The 24,248-nt window shown below is 57.1% G+C and carries 17 protein-coding genes, 1 pseudogene and 1 riboswitch; of the genes and pseudogenes, 7 read left to right on the forward strand and 11 right to left on the reverse strand.

What is annotated here, in order from left to right:
* Together KIO76_RS30035 and KIO76_RS30040 are read left to right on the forward strand one after the other, a co-directional pair.
* The gene (locus KIO76_RS30035; protein ID WP_213327345.1) at nucleotides 1–240 is read left to right on the forward strand and encodes a DUF1656 domain-containing protein; all 240 of its coding nucleotides are present in this window, start codon (nucleotides 1–3) and stop codon (nucleotides 238–240) included.
* Nucleotides 237–1,109 (forward strand): efflux RND transporter periplasmic adaptor subunit, encoded by an 873-nt coding sequence (locus KIO76_RS30040; RefSeq protein WP_213327346.1) that lies wholly within the window; start codon nucleotides 237–239, stop codon nucleotides 1,107–1,109. The genes KIO76_RS30035 and KIO76_RS30040 overlap by 4 nt, the downstream gene beginning before the upstream one ends.
* A 124-nt stretch (nucleotides 1,110–1,233) precedes the next feature.
* Here KIO76_RS30040 and KIO76_RS30045 read toward each other — a convergent pair whose 3' ends face one another.
* The 6 genes and pseudogenes from KIO76_RS30045 to KIO76_RS30070 all read right to left on the reverse strand — a co-directional run bounded on the left by KIO76_RS30045 (nucleotide 1,234) and on the right by KIO76_RS30070 (nucleotide 10,163).
* The gene (locus tag KIO76_RS30045) at nucleotides 1,234–2,136 is read right to left on the reverse strand and encodes a DUF4214 domain-containing protein (protein WP_213327347.1); all 903 of its coding nucleotides are present in this window, start codon (nucleotides 2,134–2,136) and stop codon (nucleotides 1,234–1,236) included.
* Nucleotides 2,137–2,804: 668 nt separating this feature from the next.
* On the reverse strand, nucleotides 2,805–3,833 hold the full coding sequence (locus KIO76_RS30050; protein ID WP_213327348.1) for a methionine synthase: 1,029 nt from the start codon (nucleotides 3,831–3,833) through the stop codon (nucleotides 2,805–2,807).
* 27 nt (nucleotides 3,834–3,860) lie between these two features.
* Nucleotides 3,861–4,844: a DUF1852 domain-containing protein gene (locus KIO76_RS30055; RefSeq protein WP_213327418.1), complete on the reverse strand. Its 984-nt coding sequence runs from the start codon at nucleotides 4,842–4,844 to the stop codon at nucleotides 3,861–3,863.
* 163 nt (nucleotides 4,845–5,007) lie between these two features.
* A riboswitch (cobalamin riboswitch) is annotated at nucleotides 5,008–5,220 on the reverse strand.
* A 166-nt stretch (nucleotides 5,221–5,386) separates the two neighbouring features.
* The gene (gene istB, locus KIO76_RS30060) at nucleotides 5,387–6,181 is read right to left on the reverse strand and encodes an IS21-like element helper ATPase IstB (RefSeq protein WP_213327349.1); all 795 of its coding nucleotides are present in this window, start codon (nucleotides 6,179–6,181) and stop codon (nucleotides 5,387–5,389) included.
* A pseudogene (istA, locus tag KIO76_RS30065) lies at nucleotides 6,171–7,636 on the reverse strand (IS21 family transposase). Before istA ends, istB begins: the two are co-directional and overlap by 11 nt.
* A gap of 1,945 nt (nucleotides 7,637–9,581) precedes the next feature.
* Complete coding sequence (locus tag KIO76_RS30070) at nucleotides 9,582–10,163, reverse strand: hypothetical protein (protein WP_213327350.1); 582 nt, start codon at nucleotides 10,161–10,163, stop codon at nucleotides 9,582–9,584.
* 2,150 nt (nucleotides 10,164–12,313) lie between these two features.
* On the opposite strand from KIO76_RS30070, the gene KIO76_RS30075 reads away from it, so the two are divergent.
* Nucleotides 12,314–13,413 (forward strand): IS3 family transposase gene (locus KIO76_RS30075; protein ID WP_213327351.1). Its coding sequence is split into 2 segments (ribosomal slippage): nucleotides 12,314–12,575 and nucleotides 12,575–13,413, totalling 1,101 coding nucleotides; the frame shifts between segments, so codons are not numbered across the junction.
* Between the two features lie 97 nt (nucleotides 13,414–13,510).
* Here KIO76_RS30075 and KIO76_RS30080 read toward each other — a convergent pair.
* The 3 genes from KIO76_RS30080 to KIO76_RS30090 are packed head-to-tail and all read right to left on the reverse strand — an operon-like array spanning nucleotide 13,511 to nucleotide 17,029.
* A complete protein-coding gene (locus KIO76_RS30080) occupies nucleotides 13,511–15,241 on the reverse strand; it encodes a GMC family oxidoreductase (protein ID WP_213327352.1) in 1,731 nt (576 codons plus the stop codon).
* 37 nt (nucleotides 15,242–15,278) lie between these two features.
* Nucleotides 15,279–16,220: an HpcH/HpaI aldolase family protein gene (locus KIO76_RS30085; protein ID WP_213327353.1), complete on the reverse strand. Its 942-nt coding sequence runs from the start codon at nucleotides 16,218–16,220 to the stop codon at nucleotides 15,279–15,281.
* The gene (locus tag KIO76_RS30090) at nucleotides 16,199–17,029 is read right to left on the reverse strand and encodes an amidohydrolase family protein (protein ID WP_213327354.1); all 831 of its coding nucleotides are present in this window, start codon (nucleotides 17,027–17,029) and stop codon (nucleotides 16,199–16,201) included. The genes KIO76_RS30085 and KIO76_RS30090 overlap by 22 nt, the downstream gene beginning before the upstream one ends.
* A 310-nt stretch (nucleotides 17,030–17,339) precedes the next feature.
* On the opposite strand from KIO76_RS30090, the gene KIO76_RS30095 reads away from it, so the two are divergent.
* Both KIO76_RS30095 and KIO76_RS30100 read left to right on the forward strand, forming a co-directional pair.
* Nucleotides 17,340–18,812: an aldehyde dehydrogenase gene (locus tag KIO76_RS30095; protein ID WP_213327419.1), complete on the forward strand. Its 1,473-nt coding sequence runs from the start codon at nucleotides 17,340–17,342 to the stop codon at nucleotides 18,810–18,812.
* A 110-nt stretch (nucleotides 18,813–18,922) separates the two neighbouring features.
* Nucleotides 18,923–19,849, forward strand: coding sequence for a LysR family transcriptional regulator (locus KIO76_RS30100; protein WP_213327355.1), 927 nt, complete (start codon nucleotides 18,923–18,925; stop codon nucleotides 19,847–19,849).
* Between the two features lie 17 nt (nucleotides 19,850–19,866).
* On the opposite strand, the gene KIO76_RS30105 is transcribed toward KIO76_RS30100, so the two are convergent.
* Together KIO76_RS30105 and KIO76_RS30110 are read right to left on the reverse strand one after the other, a co-directional pair.
* Complete coding sequence (locus KIO76_RS30105; protein WP_213327356.1) at nucleotides 19,867–20,460, reverse strand: thiamine pyrophosphate-dependent enzyme; 594 nt, start codon at nucleotides 20,458–20,460, stop codon at nucleotides 19,867–19,869.
* Complete coding sequence (locus tag KIO76_RS30110; protein WP_213327357.1) at nucleotides 20,460–21,011, reverse strand: thiamine pyrophosphate-binding protein; 552 nt, start codon at nucleotides 21,009–21,011, stop codon at nucleotides 20,460–20,462. The genes KIO76_RS30105 and KIO76_RS30110 overlap by 1 nt, the downstream gene beginning before the upstream one ends.
* Before the next feature lie 384 nt (nucleotides 21,012–21,395).
* On the opposite strand from KIO76_RS30110, the gene KIO76_RS30115 reads away from it, so the two are divergent.
* Both KIO76_RS30115 and KIO76_RS30120 read left to right on the forward strand, forming a co-directional pair.
* Nucleotides 21,396–22,475 (forward strand): ABC transporter substrate-binding protein, encoded by a 1,080-nt coding sequence (locus tag KIO76_RS30115; RefSeq protein ID WP_213327358.1) that lies wholly within the window; start codon nucleotides 21,396–21,398, stop codon nucleotides 22,473–22,475.
* Between the two features lie 81 nt (nucleotides 22,476–22,556).
* Nucleotides 22,557–24,248, forward strand: a complete 1,692-nt coding sequence (locus KIO76_RS30120) for an ABC transporter permease (protein ID WP_213327359.1) — start codon at nucleotides 22,557–22,559, stop codon at nucleotides 24,246–24,248.

The following is a 24,248-nucleotide window of genomic DNA, read 5'->3' on the forward strand; positions in this document are numbered from 1 at the left end:
ATGCCTTTTGCGCTTCCGACCGCCTTCTATACGCTAGAGGCTTTTGGTTTTTACCTTCCACCGCTGATGATGTGGGCGTTGCTCGCCCTGCTGCCTTTTCTTGTGGTCCGCTGGCTGCTCGGCGTGGCGGGCTTCTATCGCCTCGTCTGGCATAGATCCCTGTTCGACACGGCGCTCTACGTCATCGTGCTCGGTGCGTTTATGCTTGGCTTGCCGGCTGTTGCAGGAGGACAGGGATGAGACTGGGACTGCCGGTTGTAAGGGTCGGAATGACGTGCCTTGTGGTCGTCGCGGCGCTCGTCGTCGGCTGGCGGCTTTGGGCGTATTACACGCTCGCGCCGTGGACCCGCGACGCGCGCGTGCTCGCCAATGTCGTGGAGATCGCTCCAGACGTGTCCGGCCTCGTAGCGTCCGTCAATGTCGTCGACAACCAATTGATCAAAAAGGGTGACTTGCTGTTCACCATTGACCGGGAGCGCTTCAAGGTAGCCCTCGAACAGGCCCAGGCTGAGGTCGCGGTGAAGGTGCAGGCGCTGAAATATGCGCAGGACACGGCCAACCGCAACGTCAACCTGGCACGCAACGATAGCGGGGCCATCTCGCCACAGATGATGGAGCGCACGTCGATCTCCGCGGCTGAAGCGCAGGCCGAGCTCGAGGCGGCACAGGCCGCCCTCGCTGCAGCCCAGATCAATCTCGTCCGCACCGAAGTGCGTTCTCCGGTCGATGGCTGGGTCACCAATCTCAACGTTTCCGCAGGCAACTACGCGACCGCAGGACAGGGCGCGATGGCGCTCGTCGATCGCAATTCGTTCTATGTCTACGCCTATTTTGTGGAGACCAAGCTGCCAGCGATCCGCGTCGGTGACCACGCCCGGATCGAGCTCATGGCGGGCGGGGTGGTGATCGACGGATCAATCGCCGGCGTGAGCCGAGCTATTGCCAACACGACCGATCAGAATGGTTTGCTGGCAAGGGTCGATCCGGAATTCGACTGGATCCGCCTCGCCCAACGCATCCCGGTCCGCATCAAGCTTGGGCCATTGCCGCCGGACGTTGAACTCGTCTCCGGCATGTCAGCCACCGTCATCGTGACGCCGAACAAGTGAACCCCATGATCGGACGGATGCGCTCCCCAAAGATCCCCGCAGGCTATCTGGCCTTCGGTCGGCTTCGTAGGCGCCGAGACAAGGTGTTTTGCGAAGCTGGAAGGTGGGCTGCCGGAATCAAGGATTAAGCCAGCACGAAATCCGTAATGGTGGCGGCGCCGAGGCCGGTGAGGACGAAATCGGTGGTGACCGAGAAGGTGGCGTCGCCGTTGACGCTGATGCAGATGACCGGCTGGCCGTCGAGGGTGACGCGGGCGATCGGGCCGTCGGCGAAGACGCTGGCCACCGTCTGGGCGGAGGCGGGGCCGAGCTCGGTGATCGCGGTGGCGGTGAGATAGAGCGGCACGAGGCTGAGCTTGGCGCCGTTGTGGACGAAGCCGACCATAGTGCCGGTCGGATTGGCGGCCGCCAGCATCTCGCTGGCGAGCTCGTAGATCATGAAGCTTGGCAGACCGGTGATATTGTAGGTCTTGGCGCGGGCCAGAACCTCAGCATAGGTGCCGAGCGTCGTATCGAGCGGGGCGGCGGCCACCCAGGCGTCGATCTGCGCTTTGGCCGCGGTGACCGAGGCGGGCGTGGCATCGACGCTGTTCAGGATCGACTGCTGCCAGGCGAAGGCCGGGGCGGCGCCGGCGGCCAAAAACCTCTCCGCGAAATAGACGCCGACCGTGGTGCGGTTGGCCTGCACGGCGCCATCGGTGCCGCCGACGGCGAGCAGCGCCAGGAGGACAGGGGCGATGCCATTGGCCTGCAACTCATTGGCCCAGTAGGTCTGGCCGGCGGCATCGGGCGTGCGGTTGAAGAGATGGGCATAGAGCGAGCCGACGAGGATATGGGCGTTGGTGATGGAGGGGCTGTCGAGCCAGGGGTTGAGGGCCTTGGCCTCGGGCGTTGCCGCCCAGGCATTGATGAAGGCGGTCTCGGTCATGGTGGGATAGAGGGAGACCCACCAGGCATAGCCGTTGGGCTCCGGCGCCCGCCCGAGGAAGGCATTGTACATCTGTGCGGTGAATTGTTGGGCGGGCATGGGAATTTCCTCACCTACAGTGTTTCATCTGAAACTATAAATCCTTCCGCCCACTCCATTTTGTCCAACGTATAAAGGTCAATAATAAATCCCTCTGGGAAAGACGAAAATCCCGGAAGACGTCTATATTCTTCAACCGACAGCCGGATCACCCCCGCACGGTTACGTACCAATCCCGAAGGAAAAGGCAGGAAGCGGACGCGGACGAGCCTATGTCTCGCGGCGCGCGGTCGAAAAGCAAGTAAAATCCGTAGCTTAGAAAGACTACAAGGTGCAGCGATCGGCTTCCCGTATTTGGCGAGGCCGTCCAGGATCGCGGTGATCAATGCGCCGATCTGCCGAGACTCAGCAATCCCGGAGCCCCACGACGTAGCCGCGGGGCGTGCCCAGGCAAATGCCGGAGGCTACCGTCGGCCTGGAGCCGCGCCCACAGCTGCCATTGAGCGCGCCCCAAAAGCCAGTCCTCCTCCAGAACGAACGCTCTGCTGGAAAGAAACTGGGGAAACGTCACATTATACCTATATTTGCCACTCAAGCGTGCATAGGGCGGGTAAAGCCGATGCAGTTGAGCAATTGCCCGTGTTCGTGGTCTCGGCGGAAACGCCTCTTGCACGCCGGATCGGCATTACCATTTCGACGAAGCGGGTAAGCCGATCCCGGAAACGCTCCTAGGCCGAGAGTTCTTTGCGGACGATTTCTGCGCCTGCACTTAAAGCGCTCAGCTTGCCTCTTGCCACTCGACGAGAGAGGGGCGCCATGCCGCAATTGGTGCAGGGGTACAGTTTGTCGGCATCGACAAACTGAAGGGCCTTCCGGAGAGTGTTGGCGACTTCTTCCGGGGTCTCAATAGTATTGGACGCCACGTCGATGGCCCCCACCATCACCTTCTTACCTCGAACCAGTTCAATGAGATCTATCGGAACGTGCGAGTTGTGGCATTCCAGCGAGATCAGATCGATACTGGATTTTTGCAGCTTGGGGAAAGACTCCTCATATTGCCGCCACTCCGACCCCAGAGTCTTCTTCCAGTCCGTGTTGGCCTTGATGCCGTAACCATAGCAAATATGGACGGCGGTCTCGCATTTGAGGCCTTCGATAGCCTTTTCCAGGGTGGCAACACCCCAGGCATTCACGTCGTCGAAGAAGACATTGAATGCGGGCTCGTCGAATTGGATGATGTCGACACCCGCAGCCTCCAACTCCCTTGCTTCCTCATTGAGGATCTTTGCGAATTCCCAGGCTAGTTTTTCGCGGCTTTTATAGTGGCTGTCATAGAGCGTATCGATCATGGTCATCGGACCCGGCAGAGCCCATTTGATAGGCTGCTTGGTCTGCTGGCGCAGAAACTTGGCGTCTTCCACAAAAACCGGCTTTTGCCTTGACACCGCGCCGACGACTGTCGGGACGCTCGCATCATACCGATCGCGAATTCTCACCGTCTCGCGCTTCTCGAAATCAACACCGTCGAGGTGCTCGATGAACGTCGTGACGAAATGCTGGCGCGTTTGCTCGCCATCGCTGACGATATCGATGCCTGCCTGTCGTTGATCGTCCAGAGCCAAACGGAGGGCATCCCGTTTGCCCTCGATCAAGTCTTCACCATGCAGTTTCCAGGGCGACCAAAGCTTCTCAGGCTGAGCGAGCCAGGAGGGTTTCGGCAAGCTGCCGGCGGTTGACGTGGGCAACAGTGTTCTCATGACAGGCGACCTTGTTGTTTCGTGTAATCAAAGAGCGTAATTGGCAGACCACCGCTCAAGAAGGGTCTTGTACGGTTTGATGAAGTGCTCTTCGGCAAACCTGCCTTGCTCAATAGCCAGCCGGCTGCGCTCTTCTCGATCGTAGACAATTCGCGTTACGGAATAATCCTGATACTTCAGACTTGGCTGATAGCAGGCCCCTGCTGCGGAACTAGCATTGTAAATCTCAGGTCGATAGATCTTTTGGAACGTTTCCATCGTGCTGATAGTACTGATTAGCTCAAGATTTGTGTAATCGCAAACTAGGTCGCCGTTGAAATAGAAGGCTAAAGGCGCGACGCTGTCCGGGGGCATGAAAAAGCGAACGTTCAATCCCATTTTCTGGAAGTACAAATCGGTCGAAGACAATTCATCCTGCTCGTACTCGACACCCAATACAGGGTGCTGATTCCCAGTTCGACGATATGTTTTGCTGCTTGAGACACTCAGGCATATGATCGGCGGTTTGCGGAAGTGCTCGTTGTAAACATCTGAGTTTATGAAATTTTTGAACAGGTTGCCATGCAGATTGCCAAAATTGTCTGGTATGCTGAAGTCCGGGCGGTCCTGATTGTGCTCCGATAGCAATACGCTGAAGTCGTAATCTCGTACGTAAGAGGAAAAATTATTCCCCAGGATACCCCGGATTCGCTTATTGCTGGCTCGATCGACGATGTTCGTCTCCAGCATCTCAATTAGAGGGAACGGCTCATCGTTTCCTTCAGCACCTACATTCATCTGAACTGAAATGATTTCGAGCTCGACAGAATAACGATCGCCTTTTGGGTTATCCCAATGCGCCAGAGCGTTGAAACGATTGTCAATCATCCGCAGGGCGTTGCGTAGGTTCTCCTGGCGGCCCTCCCCTCGGGCCAAGTTAGCAAAGTTGGTGGTGATACGCGTATTGTCTGAGGGACGATAATCCTCATCAAAACGAATGCGCTTAAGGCTGAACGCAAAATCGGCGCTCATCGTGACCGGCCGTCGATCGACAAGGGGTACGCCAGAGGCGGCGACTTGAGTTGCGGTTTGAAACATGACTTACCCCAATGAGTTGGGGCAGGGATCAGCGGACACATAGCAAGTCAGGCCGCTATGCGACCTCCGCTACGGCACACCGGGACACCCCGCCCGTGGACGTTATTTCGCCAAGGCAGGTCTCCTGGCTCACGGGTCGTCGCCTCCGTCCGTCTTCCCAGGGGTTCACCCCAGTGACACGCTGGACATCAGCTCGCCGCTTACAGTTGCGGGGGCAGCGCCGGCATTCCTTGTTACGGGGCACCGGCTTCCCTCTTAGCCCCAGCGCGTTGCACGCAACGACCGGGGAACCTAGGCAGCCGCACATTCCTGCAATTCTCGCAGGAAGTCAATTGGGCATAAAGAAATGTTTATATCTTTATCGAGATTTTGACGGGCAATTTTGCGGCGCCGGCATTTCCTGCCTTGTTGATTTCCGCCGAGAAGTGACCCTGGATTTCCACTGAGAAGTGACCCGGGCTGATGGTGGTCTGGGGTCAAGTGGTGGTCAAGTTTCGCGGCTTCTCCCTGGTTGGCTTTGGTGGCTTTGCCGAGCTGCTCTTGAAGCGGAAGCTGTCATTGCCGGTCTCGAGGATATGGCAGTGATGGGTGAGCCGGTCGAGCAAGGCTGTGGTCATCTTGGCGTCGCCGAAGACGGTAGCCCATTCGGAGAAGCTGAGATTGGTGGTGATGACCACGCTGGTGCGCTCATAGAGCTTGCTCAGCAAGTGGAACAGCAAGGCGCCGCCGGAGGCGCTGAACGGCAGGTAGCCGAGCTCATCGAGGATGACGAGATCGGCATGGACGAGCCGGCCGGCGATCTGACCGGCTTTGCCCTGAGCCTTTTCCTGTTCGAGGGCGTTGACGAGCTCGACGGTGGAGAAGAAGCGGACCCGCCTGTGATGATGCTCGACGGCGTGGACGCCAAGAGCCGTGGCGATGTGGGTCTTGCCGGTGCCCGGCCCTCCGATCAGGACGACGTTGTGCGCGTCGTCGAGGAACTCGCAGCGATGGAGCTGGCGCACGAGCGCCTCGTTGACCTCGCTGCTGGTGAAGTCGAAGCCGGCGAGGTCGCGATAGGCCGGGAAGCGCGCGGCCTTGAGCTGGTAGGCGGTCGATCGCACCTCCCGCTCGGCGGTCTCGGCCTTCAGGAGTTGCGAGAGGATCGGCATGGCAGCCTCGAAGGCGGGAGACCCCTGTTCGGTGAGTTCGGCGACGGCTTGCGCCATGCCGTGCATCTTGAGGCTTCTCAGCATGATGACGATGGCTCCGCTGGCCGGATCATGACGCATGGCGTGCCTCCCTGGCTCGACGCAGGGCGTCATAGCGTTCCACATTGGCCTGAGGCTCGGTGGTCAGCGTGAGAGAGGCAGGAGCCAGGATGGGTGGCGTGCTCAGCGGCGTGCCGTCGATCAGCCGGTGCAGCAGGTTGAGGATGTGGGTCTTGGTCGGCACGCCGGCCTTGAGAGCGAGTTCGACAGCCTCGAGCACGACCTGCTCGTCATGCTGGAGGACCAGGGACAAGATCTCCACCATCTCGCGGTCACCGCCTGGCCGCTTGAGCAGATGCTGCTGCAGGGACCGGAAGGCCGGCGGCATCTCGGCGAAGGGGGCGCCGTTGCGCAGGGCGCCGGGCTTGCGCTGGACCACGGCTAGATAATGGCGCCAGTCATAGACGGTCCGGCTCTGGCGATCATGGGAGCGCGCGAACACCCTTTGATGCTCGCAGATCACCTGTCCCTCGGCGACGACGACGATCCGGTCGGGATAGACCCGCAGGCTCACCGGGCGGTTGGCGAAGGAGGCCGGCACGCTGTAGCGATTGCGCTCGAGGTGGACGAGGCAGGTCGGGGAAACGCGCTTGGCGTGTTCGACGAAGCCGTCGAACGGCCGCGGCATCGGCATCAGGTGGCGGATCTCCTCAGCCCACACATCGGCGATCGAGCCGGGTTGCGCGCCGTGGGGACGTTCGGCATGGGTTGCCACAGCCGATGGCGGGCATCCTGTACGTTCTTCTCGATCTGCCCCTTCTCCCAACCGGAGGCTGGATTGCAGAACTCCGCCTCGAACAGGAAGTGGCTCACCATGGCTGAGAAGCGGATATTGACCTGGCGCTCTTTGCCCCGGCCGACCTTGTCGACCGCCGTCTTCATGTTGTCGTAGATGCCTCGCCGCGGCACGCCGCCCAGCACCCGGAAGGCGTGGTTGTGGGCATCGAACAGCATCTCGTGGGTCTGCAGTAGGTAGGCTCGCAGCGTGAAGGCGCGGCTGTAGGACAACTTCAAATGAGCGACTTGGAGCTTGGTGCGCTCGCCGGCGATGATTGCCCAGTCCTCCGACCAATCAAACTGGAACGCTTCACCCGGGACGAAAGCCAAAGGCACGAAAGTGCCACGGCCGCTGGTCTGCTGTTCGCGCAACCGCGCGGCCTTCCAGTCCCGGGCAAACGCCGCGACCCGATTGTACGACCCCCCATAGCCCAGCGTCACCAAATCGGCGTGCAACTGCTTAACCGTGCGCTTGTGCTTGCGCGACTTGCCGCCCTCGACCCGCAGCATCGCTGCGAGCTTGTCGGCATAGGGATCAAGTTTGCTCGGCCGGTCAGGAGCCTGAAACTGTGGCTCAATGCTGTTCGCCCGCAGGTACTTGCGCACGGTGTTCCGTGAGAGGCCGCTACGACGGGATATCTCTCGGATCGAGAGGTGATCCCGATAGTGCCAGCGTCGGATGACGCTCAATAACTCCATGTCGATCACTCCGCTGTCCCCCGCGTAGGCCGCGTGAGACGTGGTGAAAACATGGGTCACTTCTCGATGGAAAAATCCGATGCTGCCGGGTCAGATCTCAGTGGAAATCAACAGAGTAGGATCTGTTCGAGAATGGGCATGGATGGACAGTGCATGAGGCTACTGAGAGCGACACGGGCCAAATGCCCAGCTTCACGCATTTTGTGGGTCGGTTCTTTGGTACCTGTGTCGAGCTAGTGAACAAACGTCTTCCCTGGTGACCACGCTTAGACCTTTTCCGCGAGAGAGTCGGCTTCTTCGTCGCCTTCGTCCTTCTCGTCAGAATTATCCCTCCGTCGGTCACAAGCGTTCGAGATCCCCTGGACGAATGTCATCCAGCAGACCAGGCAGCTGTTCGGAGATCATGCATCGTTTTCGCTTCGCAGTCGTGGAGGTACCTATAATGAGTTGAATGCATCCCACCAGCGCTCAAAGACGTGCTTTGGTTCGAGGCCATCGAGGTCCAGAAGAACATACAGCATTTTGCGGATAAATGTGCATACACCGCCATGGACGTCGTCTTGAGGTCACCTGAACTCTCGACGCCGCTCTTCTAGACAAATCGAGTGAATCAATGGCTTTAGTCGGTTCATACTCTCAATTGGTCGACGGTGGAACGTTGTTCAGAAAAGATCGCTCCATGAACATCGAGAACACGCATCCCTGTCAAGCCCCTGTAATAGCTCTGTCTCGAGCGGGTAGATCCGGGCGAGAATGCAGCATGAATCTATGTGCTCCTGTTAGAATGTATGTTAGTCAAAGAACTCTCCGTCTCGAACAGCCTCTTGTGAGGAAACGTAGACGCGGATATGAATCGATCGCCCCTCTTTTAAGCCGAGTGAGTTCTTTGCATATCTGTTTCCGACACGCCATTAAGAGCCTGTGCAAGTTGTGTTATGTGGATCCACAAATTTCATGTGCTTATCGAGCAGGGAGCTTTCTTTGCCAATAGAAACTTATGATCGATGATTCTCCGGTATTTAAATATGTTTTCAGGCAATATTGTAGGATGCGATTCCTAACGCTATCGACATCACAGATATCGATCTTAAGGTTTCCTTCTACAAAAATCCTAGCGACGTCACGATGCAAGTATTTTTTTGCAATCATATTCTCGAAGGCTGCTACTCTACTATTTTCAACAGCAAGGATGCCATGTAAGTGCACGCCATTAAGCGGGGAAGAAGTCGAGAATATGGGATCGTCGCCAGCAATAAAAGCAACGACATGATTGTGAGGTTTATGGGAAGGATTGGGATAAAGCCGCCGGTTAAGTCCCATGTAGAACTTATAGAATTTCCGCAACAGAGCGCTGTATACCACTAAGGCCGTCGGCGAGACCGTACGTCTGTCATTTTCGGTCAGATGTGAAGATAGGCTATGACATTGACTAATCGTAATAAAGTAGTATGTGTATATACGGCCATCAGTTTTTTTCTGGAGCCATGAAAACCAGCTGCGTGTCAGTTTGACTGCGTATACGGGATCTCTTGCCCTCAATTTTGTAAGCGTTTGTAGTTTCATTATAGATAATATTTCCTAAGTTATCTAGATTTTGTATTAAGATGATGATTTGTTTAGTTAATTTAGACATGTCTAAGCTTACCTCCAAGAGCAGTCCTGGTGGTATTGGTAATCCTACGTCGGCGTATGTGCCGGAATTTGCGCCGCCTTTCGGCGCCGGGTGTCAAGCTTTCGCCTACTCCCGGGACGCACAGTCTACATTCGACGTGGAGTGACTGATCAACGCAGTCATCTCTTCTATTTATATAATCTCATGCTTGAGAGTCGAGCCGCGAGTTCCCTCAAGTGGCTGCGGATAACGAGTCTCTTTGGAGCTCGTTGTCCCAGAAGCAGCTCGTAGCCGAGTCATAATGATCGGCTACGCGTTGGGCAATGGTTCGGCCTATGACTTGCTTGCATCGTGAATAATGCTGTAATCGAGCCCCAATTTTCCACGTCGCCAGCTGTTGACACTGTAGGTGGCGGCTTCAATCTGCACTTTCGCAATGTCATCGCGGTTTAACGGTTTCTGCGTGAACTTGCCGCCTTTTGACAAAGTCTGCCATGCGTTGATCCCATCTGACCTGAGCCAGGTAGTGAAGCTCGACTTCCCCGCTAGACCAATGCGGATGACGCTGCGCATGACTGGTGGGACGTGCTCCTGCTTGCCGTCAACATAGCCCAGAATTGTTGGGTAGTTTCGAGGCGATAATCGCTTCGGTGGGGTAAACTGCTGGAGCCAAGCGTCTTGCAGTTGGAGCATCGTGAGCATCGCATTCTCCACCGCAGCGAGGTGCTCATCTGCATTCAGGCTGGACCAGTCAGTCGGAGCAAGCGCGTTCTTTCCGAACGTGTGCACAAGAGACGAATAGTATTGATCCGGGGAATTTTTGGCCTCTTCTTGCAACTTAGACGACCAATAAATGACCGCCTTCATATGATCATATTCTGCCGGCCGTTCTGAAAAATGACTATATATATACATTTAATGCCTCTTTATTTTTAATATCCCGTTGTTCGGGCGCTGATATTATCAAATGCAATATGATGACGAAGCAGTGCACAAACGCCTTGGCCTAAACGACCGCTGCGCATTAGAAACAGGTCTACATCAAATGCTTTGATGGATTTGAAGGAACCCCAGTGTTGTGGCGTGTCCCTACTGTCCATTTCCTGGACGGTGACGCGTTGTAGCAGCGCCCCCCTGGAATGTCAACAGGGTCTTAAATAAAAAGTAAGTAGTGACGTCTTGATGTCTGTAAACGTCTCAGCTTATGTGGAAGGTTTGTTGCGAACATAACAATAGTTTCCTGTACGTGAAAAATTGTTCAAGCAAACCGAGAGGTCCGAATTTGCAGAGCCGTGACACCATATGTTGCACGCACCAATTGTACGTAGAGGGCTGCTGCCGGTAATCCGTGTGGGCCGCAGGCGGTGAGGCATATTGGGACGAACAACGGTTTTGAAATAGGCCCACTAGCGACGATGTGGGTTGAGACGCGGACACGCAGTCGTCTGAATCAATCGCCAGCGAGGTTTTTGTTGCAGAATGAAGGCCTAGGGTCCGCCAACGCGTCGACGTCTAGGTAGTGGCAGGGAAGGGGATATGGTGGGTGCTACAATGACAACGAATGACCCGCCGTGGGACCGCGGGATTCGTACGGAGGGTGGTGAAGTTATTTATTCGGCCAGAATGCCGAAGCCGCCTTGGCGGACCCGTGCTGCTCGGCAATGCTGTTCATCTTCACAATGATTCCGTCGCCGTTTCGGGCCCGCTCTGGGTCAGTGCGCATAATAAGGACGTGGGGCGGGACTCTCTCCTCTACGTTGCGCTGGCGGCGGATTTCGATCTGCCGACCACATCTGAACGATGTCGTCTACGCTGGGCCGTTCCAAACGATAGTGCCCCTTTTTGCCAGTTACTCTGCTAGATGCGTTCGGGTTCGTCGCACCGGAGGCGGCAGAGTGTCAGCCGTTTAGTCGCGCGTGGGGGCCGCCGCCGATTTCGTTGTAAGTGGCGTTGCAAGGAGCCTCCATTTTAAGCCGATGTTGAAGACGGGGTCATAGTCAAGCTACTGATCGTTGGATCTTTTCGGGTTATCCGAGCTCCTGCGCATGTCCCTATCCCATCCATTCCGGACTGCCGGCGAAGTGTTGATCCTCGCCGTTCAGGGGCTTATCGACCACGGGTCGCTTATGTGTTTTTCACCGACAGGCGCATGGTTAAAAAGCGTAAGAAAGATGGGTAAGCCTCGGTCAGCTCCACAGACTCTTCAAGGACACGTTCACGAGCGAGCGACGGGTGGGGGACGACAGTCCTATTCCGAAGGCATTGCTACGCCAGACGTTAAAGAGGCGCTCGTCGCGGCGTCATTGCGATTTGTGGCGTAGCCTTGTGTGTGGGCCAACAATCGCCACGGCTAAGCGAAAACCCGCCAAGCGGGGGAACGCCCTGGCGGGTTGGGGAGATGAATCAGAGTTTCTATCCGTCGGCTCGGAGATCGACGCTTTCTTCTAATCTATGGCAGCGGGAACGTCGGCGTCAAGCATCGACCCCTTAGTCGAAATCCTCGTTTGCCACGCTGGTTAACGGTCGCTAAAACCATCAGAATTGACTTAGGCGGTGCCGTGTTCGATGGGGGTCAGGCACGGGTAGCGACATCGATCGGGCAGGTTTGGGGACCGGGTATGGGGGACTATCCAGATGTGCGCGCTGATGGCGCGAACATAGAAATCGAGCTTGAACGGGGATTTAAGCTTGTCGCGTATGTCGGCGATCCCAAGGTTGCGGCCTTGCTCGAGGAACTCTGGAGCTTGAGGAATAGCTCACCAGTCCGCATAGCACGCTTGAAAAAGCATTTTCGTCAGACTGCGCCCAGAATACCGCAAGACCGAGAACTCACCGAGCTCCTCGTTAAGCTGCGGCGACAGATCGATGATTTCGAGGCATCCATGGAAGCGCCTAGGCCAAAACAGCGCCGTTGAAGCCAAGTTCCAGCTGTGGCACTTTCTCGCGATGGACGCTAAGATCACACCATTCCCCTTCAACTCGTCCGCTAGGAATCGGGCGCTCTGACCTGAGACCCTGATCTTCCTCCAGATTTGAGTAGAGTCCGTCACTCACGGAGACGGACGATGCGCCCCTCACGATTCACGGAAGAGCAGATCATCGGGATGCTGAAGGAGCAGGAGGCTGGAGCTGCGACGGCGGATGTCTGCCGCAAGCACGGCATCTCCTCGGCGACCTTCTACAAGTTCAAGGCGAAGTATGGCGGGATGGACGTGTCGGATGCGCGTCGGCTGAAGACCCTCGAGGATGAGAACGCCCGCCTCAAGAAGCTGCTCGCCGAGCAGATGCTCGACAACGCGATCCTGAAGGATGTTGCCGCAAAAAAATGGTGACGCCCGATGCGAAGCGGAAGGCGCTGGCTCATGCCTGCACGGTGCATGCAGTGAGCCAGCGTCGGGCGTGCCTGGCCTTGACGATCGACCGCTCGACGGTGCGCTACATGAGCACCCGGCCGGACGATGCGCTGTTGCGCGAGGCGATGAAGGCCGTGGCGGCGGAGCGCCGGCGGTTCGGCTACCGCAGGATCCACATCATGCTGGGCCGCCAGGGCATCGTGATGAACCAGAAGAAGCTGCGGCGGCTCTATCGCGAGGAGAAGCTGCAGGTGCGCCGGCGCGGCGGCCGCAAAAGGGCACTGGGCACGCGCAGGCCCATGCTCGTGCCTGATCGGGCCAATGCGCGCTGGAGCCTCGATTTTCTCTCCGACACGATCTCGGACGGTCGCCGCTTCAGGGTGCTCGCCATCGTCGACGACTACACGCGCGAGTGCCTGGCACTCGTCGCCGACACCTCGCTCTCGGGCCTGCGCGTGGCTCGCGAACTGGATGGTGTCATTCGCCTGCGCGGTCGGCCGGGGACGATCGTGTCCGACAACGGCACCGAGTTCACCTCGATGGCGATCCTGCGCTGGTGCCAGGAGACCGGCGTCGAGTGGCACTACATCGCCCCCGGCAAGCCGACGCAGAATGCCTTCGTCGAGAGCTTCAACGGACGCTTCCGGGACGAGTGTCTCAACGACACGCTGTTCTCGACGCTCGTCGAGGCCCGCAGCGCCATCACCTCATGGAAGGAGGACTACAACCGCCACAGACCCCACTCGGCCCTCGGCAACATCACGCCCGCCGAGTTCGCCCTAAAATCCACGCTGGAAAAACAGGCTGCATGAGGCCAGAAACGAAACCCAGGACTCTCACTCGGATTGGAGGAGAAAAGGGTCTCAGGTCACATGCAAAGTCCGATCTAAGGTGTAGATTTGTCCTATCTCACTGCTTTCCTGCTGTAGCGGGGCGCAATTTATCGGACTTGCCAATTTCGTCGAGGATCGATTGTGAGATTTTTTCTCCAATCATCAAGACCGGTAGATGCGTATTTGCGCTGATCACGGTCGGCATGATCGAGGCGTCCGCCACTCTTAGATTCGCCACCCCATATACTTTGCCATCGGAGTCGACGACCGCCATTGGATCTTCCTTTCCCCCCATCTTGCACGTGCCAGAAACGTGATGCACGGCTGCGGAATGCTTAAGGATAAGGTCCTCGCGGGCTGCCTTATCGCGGATGAGAGTTTCAAGATCGACGAGTTGTCTGCGCAATAGGAACCTTCTCAAGCCGCCGAATGGCACATCGAAGAGGAGGTTAATTACTCCGCTCTTCAGCCAGTTCATAAAGCTAGGCGTATTGAGCTTATTTGCGCGACCGCCAGGTGGCATGAAAGCTTCATTGGCAACTTTCCTTACCCGCGGGCTCGCAAGAATTGATGCAACACGCTTCAGGCCATCGATCATCCTTTCCAGATCACGCTTATCTGAGAGCAGCCGGTTCCTAACAAGCGGAGCCGCGTTGGGATCAGCGCTCTTCAGTTCGACAGAGCCAAGAGAAAAGGGCTTGTAAACAAGAAGCGTAAGGGCCCCGATCCGCCACCCCAGCGGGTGCCAGGAAGTACGGCTCGAGGAAAAAATCTGCATGTCCCCGGGCGGACAATCCTGAACGCCGGACGAATATCTCAGGATCGATGTCGCCCAGCACGTGGTGCGCGACACGTCGTGCTTCGAGGAGCGGGGCAGGTGGACCGCGACGTGGATACCGGGATGGTTGTTGAGGTTTTGGCCCACGCCGGCGCGGTCGACAACTGCCACGATACCGACCCTTCGCAGACTTTCGGAAGGACCAATGCCCGACCGCAACATCAACGCCGGGGATTGAATTGCTCCAGCGCACAGAATTGTCTCTCTGGCCCGGTGGATTTCGCTTGTTTCATTTTTGGTCGCTTTGACGCCAGTAACAGTGCTGCCCGACAGGAGAAGCGTCTCAGCATATGTGTCGGTCAAGATCGTGAGGTTTGGACGCCTTCTGACTTCGGCGGTCAGGTAACCGTTGGCGGCGGAAATGCGGTCGGTCGCAGTGTTGCTCAAAGGGACTGCCGAGACGCAATCTCCGAAGTATGCGTTCATATCCTCATGGAACTCATACCCCGCCGCCTGAGCCTCCTGAGCAAAAGCTTCTCCAAAAGGTGGCCAGGACGAACGCGGCGCCCTGCGTATGGGAATTGGTCCATCATTGCCGTGCATTGGAGAACGGAAGTCTGTGTCGGTTTCGAGACGATTGAAATATGGAAGGACCGAATCCCAGCCCCAGCCTTCCGCGCCAAGGCGCTCCCATTCGTCATAGTCGGCAGGCAACCCGCGTTGCGCCATCATTCCGTTGATGGTCGAACTACCGCCCATCACTCTTCCCTGCGAATAAAGGCGCGTGTAGACGGGCCGGCCATTCCCCACGTCGGGGCCGACTTCTGCCAAAAGGTTCTTCCAACCAAAATCGGGATTGCTGGAAGCCGAGGGGAACGGGTTACGCACCGATGCCGGCTCCTGTCCGGGGAGTAAATCCATTCCTGCTTCCAGGAGTAGTACCCTCACCTTCGGGTTGGCCGAAAGCCTTGCTGCCACCACACAACCCGCGGCGCCGGCGCCGACGATAAGGTAGTCAAATTCCGCCATGTTTCTCAGACCCTGTTCGCTGCTTGCGTGAAAGTCGTCAACCGCCCTGGTGGCGGGCGATGATCGATCGCAGCATGTCCGACCCTTGCGCATAACCCGACACGATGACCTTTGTATCGGAAGAATAGGTCAACCAGCGCATACCCCGAGCGACCATGTCGCTGGCATCTTCCTGCGAATAGCAGCCCGCGCCGGGGGCAACGCCGTATTTCGCGCAGGTGGACGCAACCTTGTCGACCGCGGCGAGCACTTTTGGATGGCGGATCTCCAACGGTGCGCCATAGGAGGTGGACAGGTCGCTGCGCCCGACCTCGACGACATCGATTCCGCCGACTGACAAAATATCGTCGAGCATGTCGATCGCCTCGGCGCTTTCAACCTGGATCGCCAACAATGTGTTGGCGTCCAGATGCTCTCTCACTTCGACCGCCTTGAGCGAAGCGGGCAACGCGTAGTCCGACAAAGGGCCATTCAACCCGAATGCGCCTCGACCCCCCAATGGAGGATATTTCAGGTTGTGTGCGAGGCGGCTTGCATCCTCTCCGCTCCTAACATCTGGATAAAGAAGCCCGGCGGCGCCGATGTCGAGCATTCGCTGGGCGACGCCGTGAGATTGCTCGTAAGGCCTCAGGATCGGATCGAGCCCGCAGGCTCGGGCCATGTCACAGAAATCACTCAGTGTTTCCCACGAATAGCCGGAGTGCGTGGTATCGATAAAGGCAAAATCGTAGCCGGTCCCAGCTAGTATTCGCATCATGGCAGGATTTCGAACAAATCCGATATAGGCTCCGATCGCAAACCCCCCGGACGCCAGCGAAGCCTTCATTCCGTTTGTCTTGAGGCCATTGTCTTGGGCGACCATCGCTCTTACTCCGTTTGGCCCACGACGGCGTGGGTTGATGTTGGCCCCGACCAGTTCTTGCCACGATTCAAGCAACGGCGGGCAGTGTTCCAAATTTACCCGATCGGCCAGCGGCATGCCTTGGCTGCGGCCTTGCCCAGGATCCACTCCTTGTCCGTCGGTGTCAGGAAATCGAGCGCCTCGGTGAAAAGCCGCAGGTTGTCGTCGTAGCCCCACAGGAGGCGTGTAGCATCGCTTCCCCAAAGCATACGCTCCGGTCCGAAGCCATCATATATTCGCTTCAAGGGTTCATGCAGGCTGGGGAAAGGATAGGGCTTGCTCGAAAAGGACGGCAGTGAAGAAACCTTGATGGCTACGTTCGGGTAACGCGCGAGGGCCAATGTCTCATCAAGATCGTTCCAGATCTTGTCCTCCCCCAGACCCCATGGTTGACGGCCAGAATGATCGATGATCAGTCGCATGTCGGGATGACGCTCAAGAATAGGCACGTAGAGCCCCATCTTGCCGGGCGCGGCCGACATGAATGGAAGATCGTGTTCAGTCAATTCGCGCCACAGCCAGTCCAGACTTCCGTCGACGAGCGGGGTCGTGTCGGCGAGGAAGTAACGCCTGATCCCGAGCATGCCGTCCCGCCGCCAATTTGAAAGGTCGCGAGACGCGTCCGGATCGTCGAAGTCGAATTGGCCCATCACTGCGAACCGGTCAGGGTACCGCCGGGCGGCTTCGATTGCGTAGCCATTCCGGGTTGGCCCGGTCTTGAAAAGCAGTCCAATGGGTACCAAGATCGCGCGGTCTACTCCGGCTTGGTCCATCGTTTCCAGCGCTTGCTCCGCCGTGAACCCGCGGCGATGCCGCTTCGCGAATTCGGGTGGCGTTGGATATTCGGGTGTGTCGACCCAACAATGTATCTGGGCATCAATAATCAAGGGGGGCCTCCCAACCCAGGGTCAAAAATCTGGCGATATGCCAACGCCAGAGCACGGAAATGCGTCGCAAACGAGCAGCGACGCCTTCTATCCTCAACTAACAATGAACTCATCCCCCCCCGATGTCGAATTCGAAATCTCGACAATCGGCTATGCCGGAATTGTATCGGGGGTGACGCCCGCTGAAAATATAGTGCAAGCCGATATAGCGAAACAGGCTCTTGAGCATGCCTCGTCGACCGGTAGGGGGTCCTTCTCACCTCTGCGCCCGTGGCACGCGACTAGACCATTGTCAGAAAGGCGGCAGCACATGCAGCGCTATGCGATGTTCATCGATGGAAAGTGGGTGGGACCCTCGACCAAAAACTACTTTCCCTCCGACAACCCGTACACCGGCGAGGCTTGGGCAAACATTCCGCACGCATCGACCGATGACGTCGGCATGGCGGTCGAAGCGGCGGAGGCAGCTTTCGACGCGTGGAGTGGGCTGCGGCCGACAGCACGCGGCAAGCTGCTGGTCAGACTCGCGGAACTCATCGAACAGAATGCCGAATACCTGGCCGAAATCGAAGTGAGAGACAATGGAAAGCTCTATGCCGAGATGCATGCCCAGGTCAGGTACATGGCGGAATGGTACAGATATTACGGAGGCTTCGCCGACAAGATCGAAGGAGCCGTCATGCCGATCGATAAACCTGATATGTTCAATTACACGCGCTATGAGCCGCTAGGCGTGGTGGCGATGATCACGCCGTGGAATTCACCTTTGCTGCTCCTGACATGGAAGCTTGCCGCGGCTTTGGCGGCCGGCAACACAGCGGTCATAAAGCCCTCCGAATTCACGTCCGCCTCGACACTCGAGTTCATGCGTCTATTTGAACGTGCAGGCTTCCCCGGCGGCGTGGTCAATGTCGTTACTGGATACGGCCAGGACGTAGGGGCCGCACTGGTTGCGCATCCAAAGATCGCCAAGGTTGCATTCACCGGGTCCGATTTCGGCGGCCAGAAGGTCTACGAATCCGCCGCCAGGGGCCTAAAGCACGTGTCGTTGGAACTTGGCGGCAAATCGCCGAACATCGTTTTCGAAGATGCCGACCTGGAAGCGGCTGTGATGGGCGCGATATCCGGCATCTTCGCGGCGACAGGCCAGACCTGCATCGCAGGATCACGGCTGCTGCTGCACGAATCCATCCATGACAGGTTCATGCGCCGCCTGATCGAGGTGGCGGGCGCGGCGCGCATTGGCGACCCGATGTTGCCGGAGACCAATGTCGGTCCCGTCACGACGCAGCCGCAATATCAGAAGGTTCTGGACTATATCGCCATTGCCGAACGTGAGGGCGCCAAACTTGTGCTCGGAGGCAAGCCTTATGTTGGCGACGGCGCGGCTGGAAACCAGTTTGTCCAACCGACGATCTTCACCGGTGTGAGTAATGAAATGCGGATCGCGCAGGAGGAGGTCTTTGGTCCCGTCTTGGCGGTCATACCGTTTTCAGAGGAGGGCGAGGCTGTGCGAATCGCCAATTCTGTCCAATACGGACTGGCTGCCGGTGTCTGGACAAGCAATATGGGCCGGGCGCTAAGGATGGCTGAGAAGCTGAAAGTGGGGACTGTCTGGATAAATACTTATAGGGCCGTAAGCTATATGTCACCTTTCGGGGGCGTCAAACACAGCGGAATAGGGCGCGAAAGCGGCATCGATGGGATCAAGGAATATCTTCAGACCAAATCTGTCTGGATCGCATCCAACTCGTCAGTAGCCAATCCATTCATCATTCGATAGCGCGACGATCAAGATGTAGTCTTCGGTCAGAGGGCTGAGCGGATATTGCACGGTCGGCCCGGCGAGTTGGGGTGGAGGAACCCCCCCCCCCGGAAATCAGGGAGGAATTGATGGATCTTAAGCAGTTGCGCACGTTTCGCGCCGTCGCGGAACTTGGAAGTCTCAGTAAGGCGTCGGATCGACTTAGGATAGCGCAACCCGCTTTGAGCCGCCAGATCAAACTGCTTGAGCATGAACTACGCACGGAGCTGTTCCTGCGAAACGGACGCGGCATGATGCTCACGAATACGGGGCAAATGTTGCTTGATCGGACTGCGGACTTGGTCCGCCAATTCGAACAGGCGCGAGACGACATCCAGTCGGCGGGAAGCGCGCCGGCCGGTCGGGTCGTTCTTGGGCTCGTGCCCACCGTCAGCACTGTTTTGTCCGTGCGTCTCGCGAGACGTGTGTTGGAGATGTTGCCGGGGATTTCCTTATGCATCGTGGAAAGTTATGGCGGCCATCTTATTGAGTGGCTTCATCGCGGGACAATAGATCTGGCCATCATCTACGGACCGGCGGTCGATGTGCATGTGTCAGCCGTGCCGCTCGGTCACGATACCGTTGTGGCCATAGGCCCGCCTGGATCTGGCCTTAATGAAAGAGGCGAGGTCGACATGGAATGGCTGGTAGAGCAGAAATTCGTGCTACCAAGTCAATCGCACGGGTTGCGGGCACTCATCGAACGAGCAGCTGCGCGCAAGAATGCGGTGCTTAACGTCCGCATGGAAGCCGATTCCTATCGGGTTTTGACGAGCTTGGTAGAGGATGGAATTGGCTATACACTCCTTCCCCCGTCTTCCGTTCGGCAAGAGCTGATGTCAGGCCGTCTGGAGTCCGCGGCAATTGTCAGACCAACCATAAAACGGGAACTGATTCTGGCGTCTCCCACCGGTCGCCCCTTATCGATCGCGAGCTCGGCAATCGTCACCACACTTTTTTCAGAGACAAAGTTGCTTTCCCGAGAGGGCGTATGGGACGTCACTCTTTCGAAGTAGCGACGTCGCCAGATGTCTCAGTCGACTCCATAGCCAAGATATTCGCGAAACCTGTTCTTCATGAACGTGCCGTCGCGTGGCGGAAACGTGCGCGGCAATTCCTCCGAAGAGATCTGAAGCCGTACGAACCGTGGACCAATCGTCGTGCTGTGGAGAATCTCCCGGTACGACTCGATGTCGGCCAGATCCGAGATATCGTCAGTCCTTGCAAAACCTGCGGCTTCGCCAATGCTCGCCAGATTTACACCAAGGCCGCTGTGACTCCTTTGCATTCCCGTTTCACCAAAATGGCCGTTGTCCAACACGGCGACCGTTAGATTGGCGGGCTTTTTGACGGCGATGGTCAACAATCCGCCAATTCCCATCAACTGCTCGCCGTCTCCCGTGATGGCGACCACTGGACGTTCAGGTTGGGCGATCGCCAGACCCATAGCAACCAAGGCGCACCCGCCCATCGCGCCCCACAGATAGAAGTTCCCGTCGTGGTCCCCCGCAGCAAACAAGTCATAGGTCGGCGAGCCCAGGCCGGAGACCGCTAGGATGTCTCCGCGGTTCTTGAGAAGTTCGCTGACCGCCCGGCGACGGTTCATGGCGCCCATTTGGCTTGTCATCACTTTGTTTCCTTCCACTTCTTGCGACCGATCATGCGCTGCGAGATCAGCACTGCTATCTGTTGATTTCCGTCGAACGCAAGCGCAGTCGCGGCCGAGATTACTTCGCCCGCTTCTTCGGGTCGATCGAGGCGGAGAACGGTTGCGCCCATGGCTTCAAGCACTACCGGCGTCGCTTTCCCCATGGGCACCTGCCACGGGTTAAACTCCGCCCATTCGCCACGCATTGTCACAAGGGTAAGGAGTGGAAAGCGGCAAGTGTTCATCAATGAAAGCATGTTGATGCAGTTTCCGACACCGCTCGACTGCATCAGTAGTGCGGAGCGCTGTCCGCCTAGCCAAGCACCGGCACAGACCGCAATACCCTCTTCCTCGGTCGTCAGTACCGATGTCTGGATTTTGGGGTTCTCATGCGCAAGCCGGATAAGCCTGGAGTGTCCGGCATCGGGCACATAGGAGACCTGACGAACGTCGGCGTCTTTCAACGCTCTGTATATCTGGAACGGCCAGTCCAGTTCGGTTGAAGCGTCCGAGGGCGTGTTTGCGTTCATGTTTCACTTCTCAGTTTCGACATTTACGGACGCACACTATAGATGCGTCGGCCCCCTCACTCTTCGCATATGAAACAACCTGCCATGCCGTTGTTTTATGGCTGAAGGAGCGAAACTGCAGAGCACGCGCCCACGGTGCCTGAAAAGCCGTAGGCTAGGTTTCCGCATGACCAGGAAGCCTTCAAGTCGCGCTCGTCAGACATATCGTCTTCAACGAGTGATTTTCAGTTTTGATGCCGCTCGGCTCACAGCTATAAAACCCCGGCATACCTGCTATTTTGTCATTCGGCTCGTCAATTGGGGGGAAGCTGGCAACAATGCGGGTGCCAAGGAGGCTCGCAGTACCGTTGCATCCCTCTTGCGGCGGCGAGGGAGGAGGATCTCGTGAAGAAAGTTTGTGTAAGTTTGCTCGCGGGGGCGGCTTTGCTCGCCAGCATGGTCGCGGGCTTTACCCAGGAAATTCCCACACCGACTGACACAGCGCGACTGTATGAATTGGCGAAAGAGGAAGGCACGCTGACGTTCTATGCTAGCGGCCCTGCGCAGGCCATGCAGAGCTTCGCCGACGCCTTCAGCGAAAAGTATCCGGGCGTTTCGGTCGATGTGGTTCGTCTCAGTTCCCCTCAGCAATACCAGCGCTTCACCCAGGAATCGGAAGCTGGGCAGCATCTGGCGGATATCGTCATGCTCGATCCGATTTCGATGAAAAACCTGATCGAGGCTGGTCATATCGCCGATTGGGCGGTGCCGGAGGCGGATGAGCTTATCGACAGCGCCCGAATGGGCACCTATGCCTACACGCCATACTATTCGACCAGCGTCATTGCCTACAACGTGAACAAGGTCACGCCTGAGGAGATTGAGATCCTCGGTCGGGACTGGAAGGGCGTGCTCGATCCACGCTTCAAGGGACGGTTCGCGGTTTCGGATCAGGTCTGCACGCCGTGCTACGGCGGCCTACACATGTTTCTTGATCCCGCCAAGAAGGACGAATTTGGCGAAAAGTTCCTGCACGAAATCGCCGCTCAGCACCCCAGAATCTATCCCGAAGTGAACTCTGCGCTTGATCGCGTCGTCGCGGGAGAGCATGATTTCTTTTACCTTGCCTGGGAGTCGGGCGTTAGCATCCTGGAGCAGAAGGGCGCTCCGATCCGTTGGCTACAACCTTCGCCTACCCCGGTTATGCTTGTGAGCGGATGGTTCGCGGTTTCGAAATATGCGCCCCATCCTAATGCTGCTCGGCTTTTCATGAACTGGTGGATTAGCCGCGAAGGCAGCAAGATTCAGCAACAGCTTTATGGCGCAGCGCCGACTTTCAAGAACGAACCGGATATACGTGAGTTCGTGAAAGAGCCTTGGTACCAGCCTGTTACTGAAAAGTACGACATCGATATCGTTCGGTGGGAAAAAAATATCGGCAGCGACCTGAAGCTGTTCGGCAACATCATTCGCAGCCAGAAATAGCCGAAGAAAATTGATCCGCCCGTGCTTGTTGACATAGCGCGGGCGGATTCGCGCGGCGCTAAGTATTGCAGGGACGAGACGATGAAAAAGCGAATTAGCACGTTCGAAGTAAGCTGGTTGGCGCTCGGCCTGATCCTTTTCGGGGTGGTTGTCGTGCCACTACTTCTCGTGCTCAATTCAGCGTTTTATTCTGAAACAGACCTTGGCCTGTCGACGGAACGCAGCTTTCAAGCGGTCATCAATGTCTATGCCACGCGCGAGTATCTAACGTACCTAGCGAACGCGCTGTTGTTGGCCTCGGCAGTCACTGTTGCCGCAACCGTTGTCGGAGTGACCATCGCGATCTTGGTCGCACGCACGGACATCCCCTACAAATCCGCGATCGATCTCTTCGTGACCATGCCGATCTTCCTTTCGCCTCTGACCGGACTCATTGCCTGGATCTTTCTGGGATCGAGCGGGTCCGGGTACATCAACCTCGCGATCCAGTGGGTTACCGGATCCAATTTGACGCCGATCAACATTTGGTCGTTCGCCGGTGTCGTCTGGATCATGTTTCTATTTTTCTGTCCGTTCGTCTATCTGTTCACGCTCGGCAGTCTTCGGTCGATGGACTCATCCCTCGAAGAAGCCTCTCGCATGTCAGGTGCTTCGGTATTCACGACCCTGAGACGCATTACGCTCCCCATGTCGCTGCCCGCGATCTTTGCATCCAGCCTGCTGGTCTTTATTCTCGCAGCCGAGATGTACACAATCCCCGGGTTGATCGGGTCGAACGCCAATTTTACGACGTTGCCGTGGCAGGTTTACAAAGACACGACAATGTTCCCGACCAAACAGGCGCACGCGGCGGCTGCGGGCACTATGCTACTGTGGATTGCCCTGATAGGTGTCTGGGTACAGCAACGCATTACGCGCGTTTCAGAGCGTTACATCACCGTGGCCGGCAAGGGCTTTCGCGGCAACCCACTTAAACTTGGATCGGCCAAGTGGCCTGCTCTTGTTTTACTCGCCTTGTACATCCTGAGTGCGGACATACTGCCATTCGGCACGCTGCTGATCGCGTCCTTTATGAAGTACAGCTCGGTCGACTTCTTTGCCGATAATCTCTGGACGACCAAGCACTACTACGACATATGGAATTTGCCGAAGCTCAGACTGTCTCTGATCAATACCGCCGTCCTGGCAGTGATCACGGGAGTCAGTTGCGTCGTATTCGGCCTGCTGACGAGCTATGCCGAAATTCGCAGGCCGAGCCCTGCCACCAAGATGTTGGCATTCATCGGAGTGCTGCCGGTAGCGGTCCCCGGGCTCGTTTATGGCCTCGGCGTCATGTGGACCTATGTCCAGACACCGCTCTACGGAACAATATGGATCCTGTTTCTCGCCTATGTCGCAAAGTTTCTGCCTTACGGGATTCTTGTCAGCCGATCCGGCATTCTCCAGATCCACGGCGACCTGGAACAAAGTGCGCGAATGTCCGGCGCAACCCAGATGCAGGCGATGCGGCACATCACGATGCCTCTCATCAAGATCACGCTGATAGCGATACTTTTCTTCGTCATGATTATGAGCATCAAGGAGGTATCGGCGTCGATTCTATTGGCTACGGCGAAGAACCAGGTTCTTTCGGTGCTGACTTGGGCATTCATCGACTCGGGGAACTACCAGCTCGCGTCGGCTATTGGCGTCGTACAAACTGTGATGATGCTCGCACTTGTATATTTGACCCGAGTTATCTTCCGCGTGAAACTTGAGAATGCGATTGGCTGA

Source organism: Chelatococcus sp. YT9 (assembly GCF_018398315.1).
Lineage (GTDB): Bacteria > Pseudomonadota > Alphaproteobacteria > Rhizobiales > Beijerinckiaceae > Chelatococcus.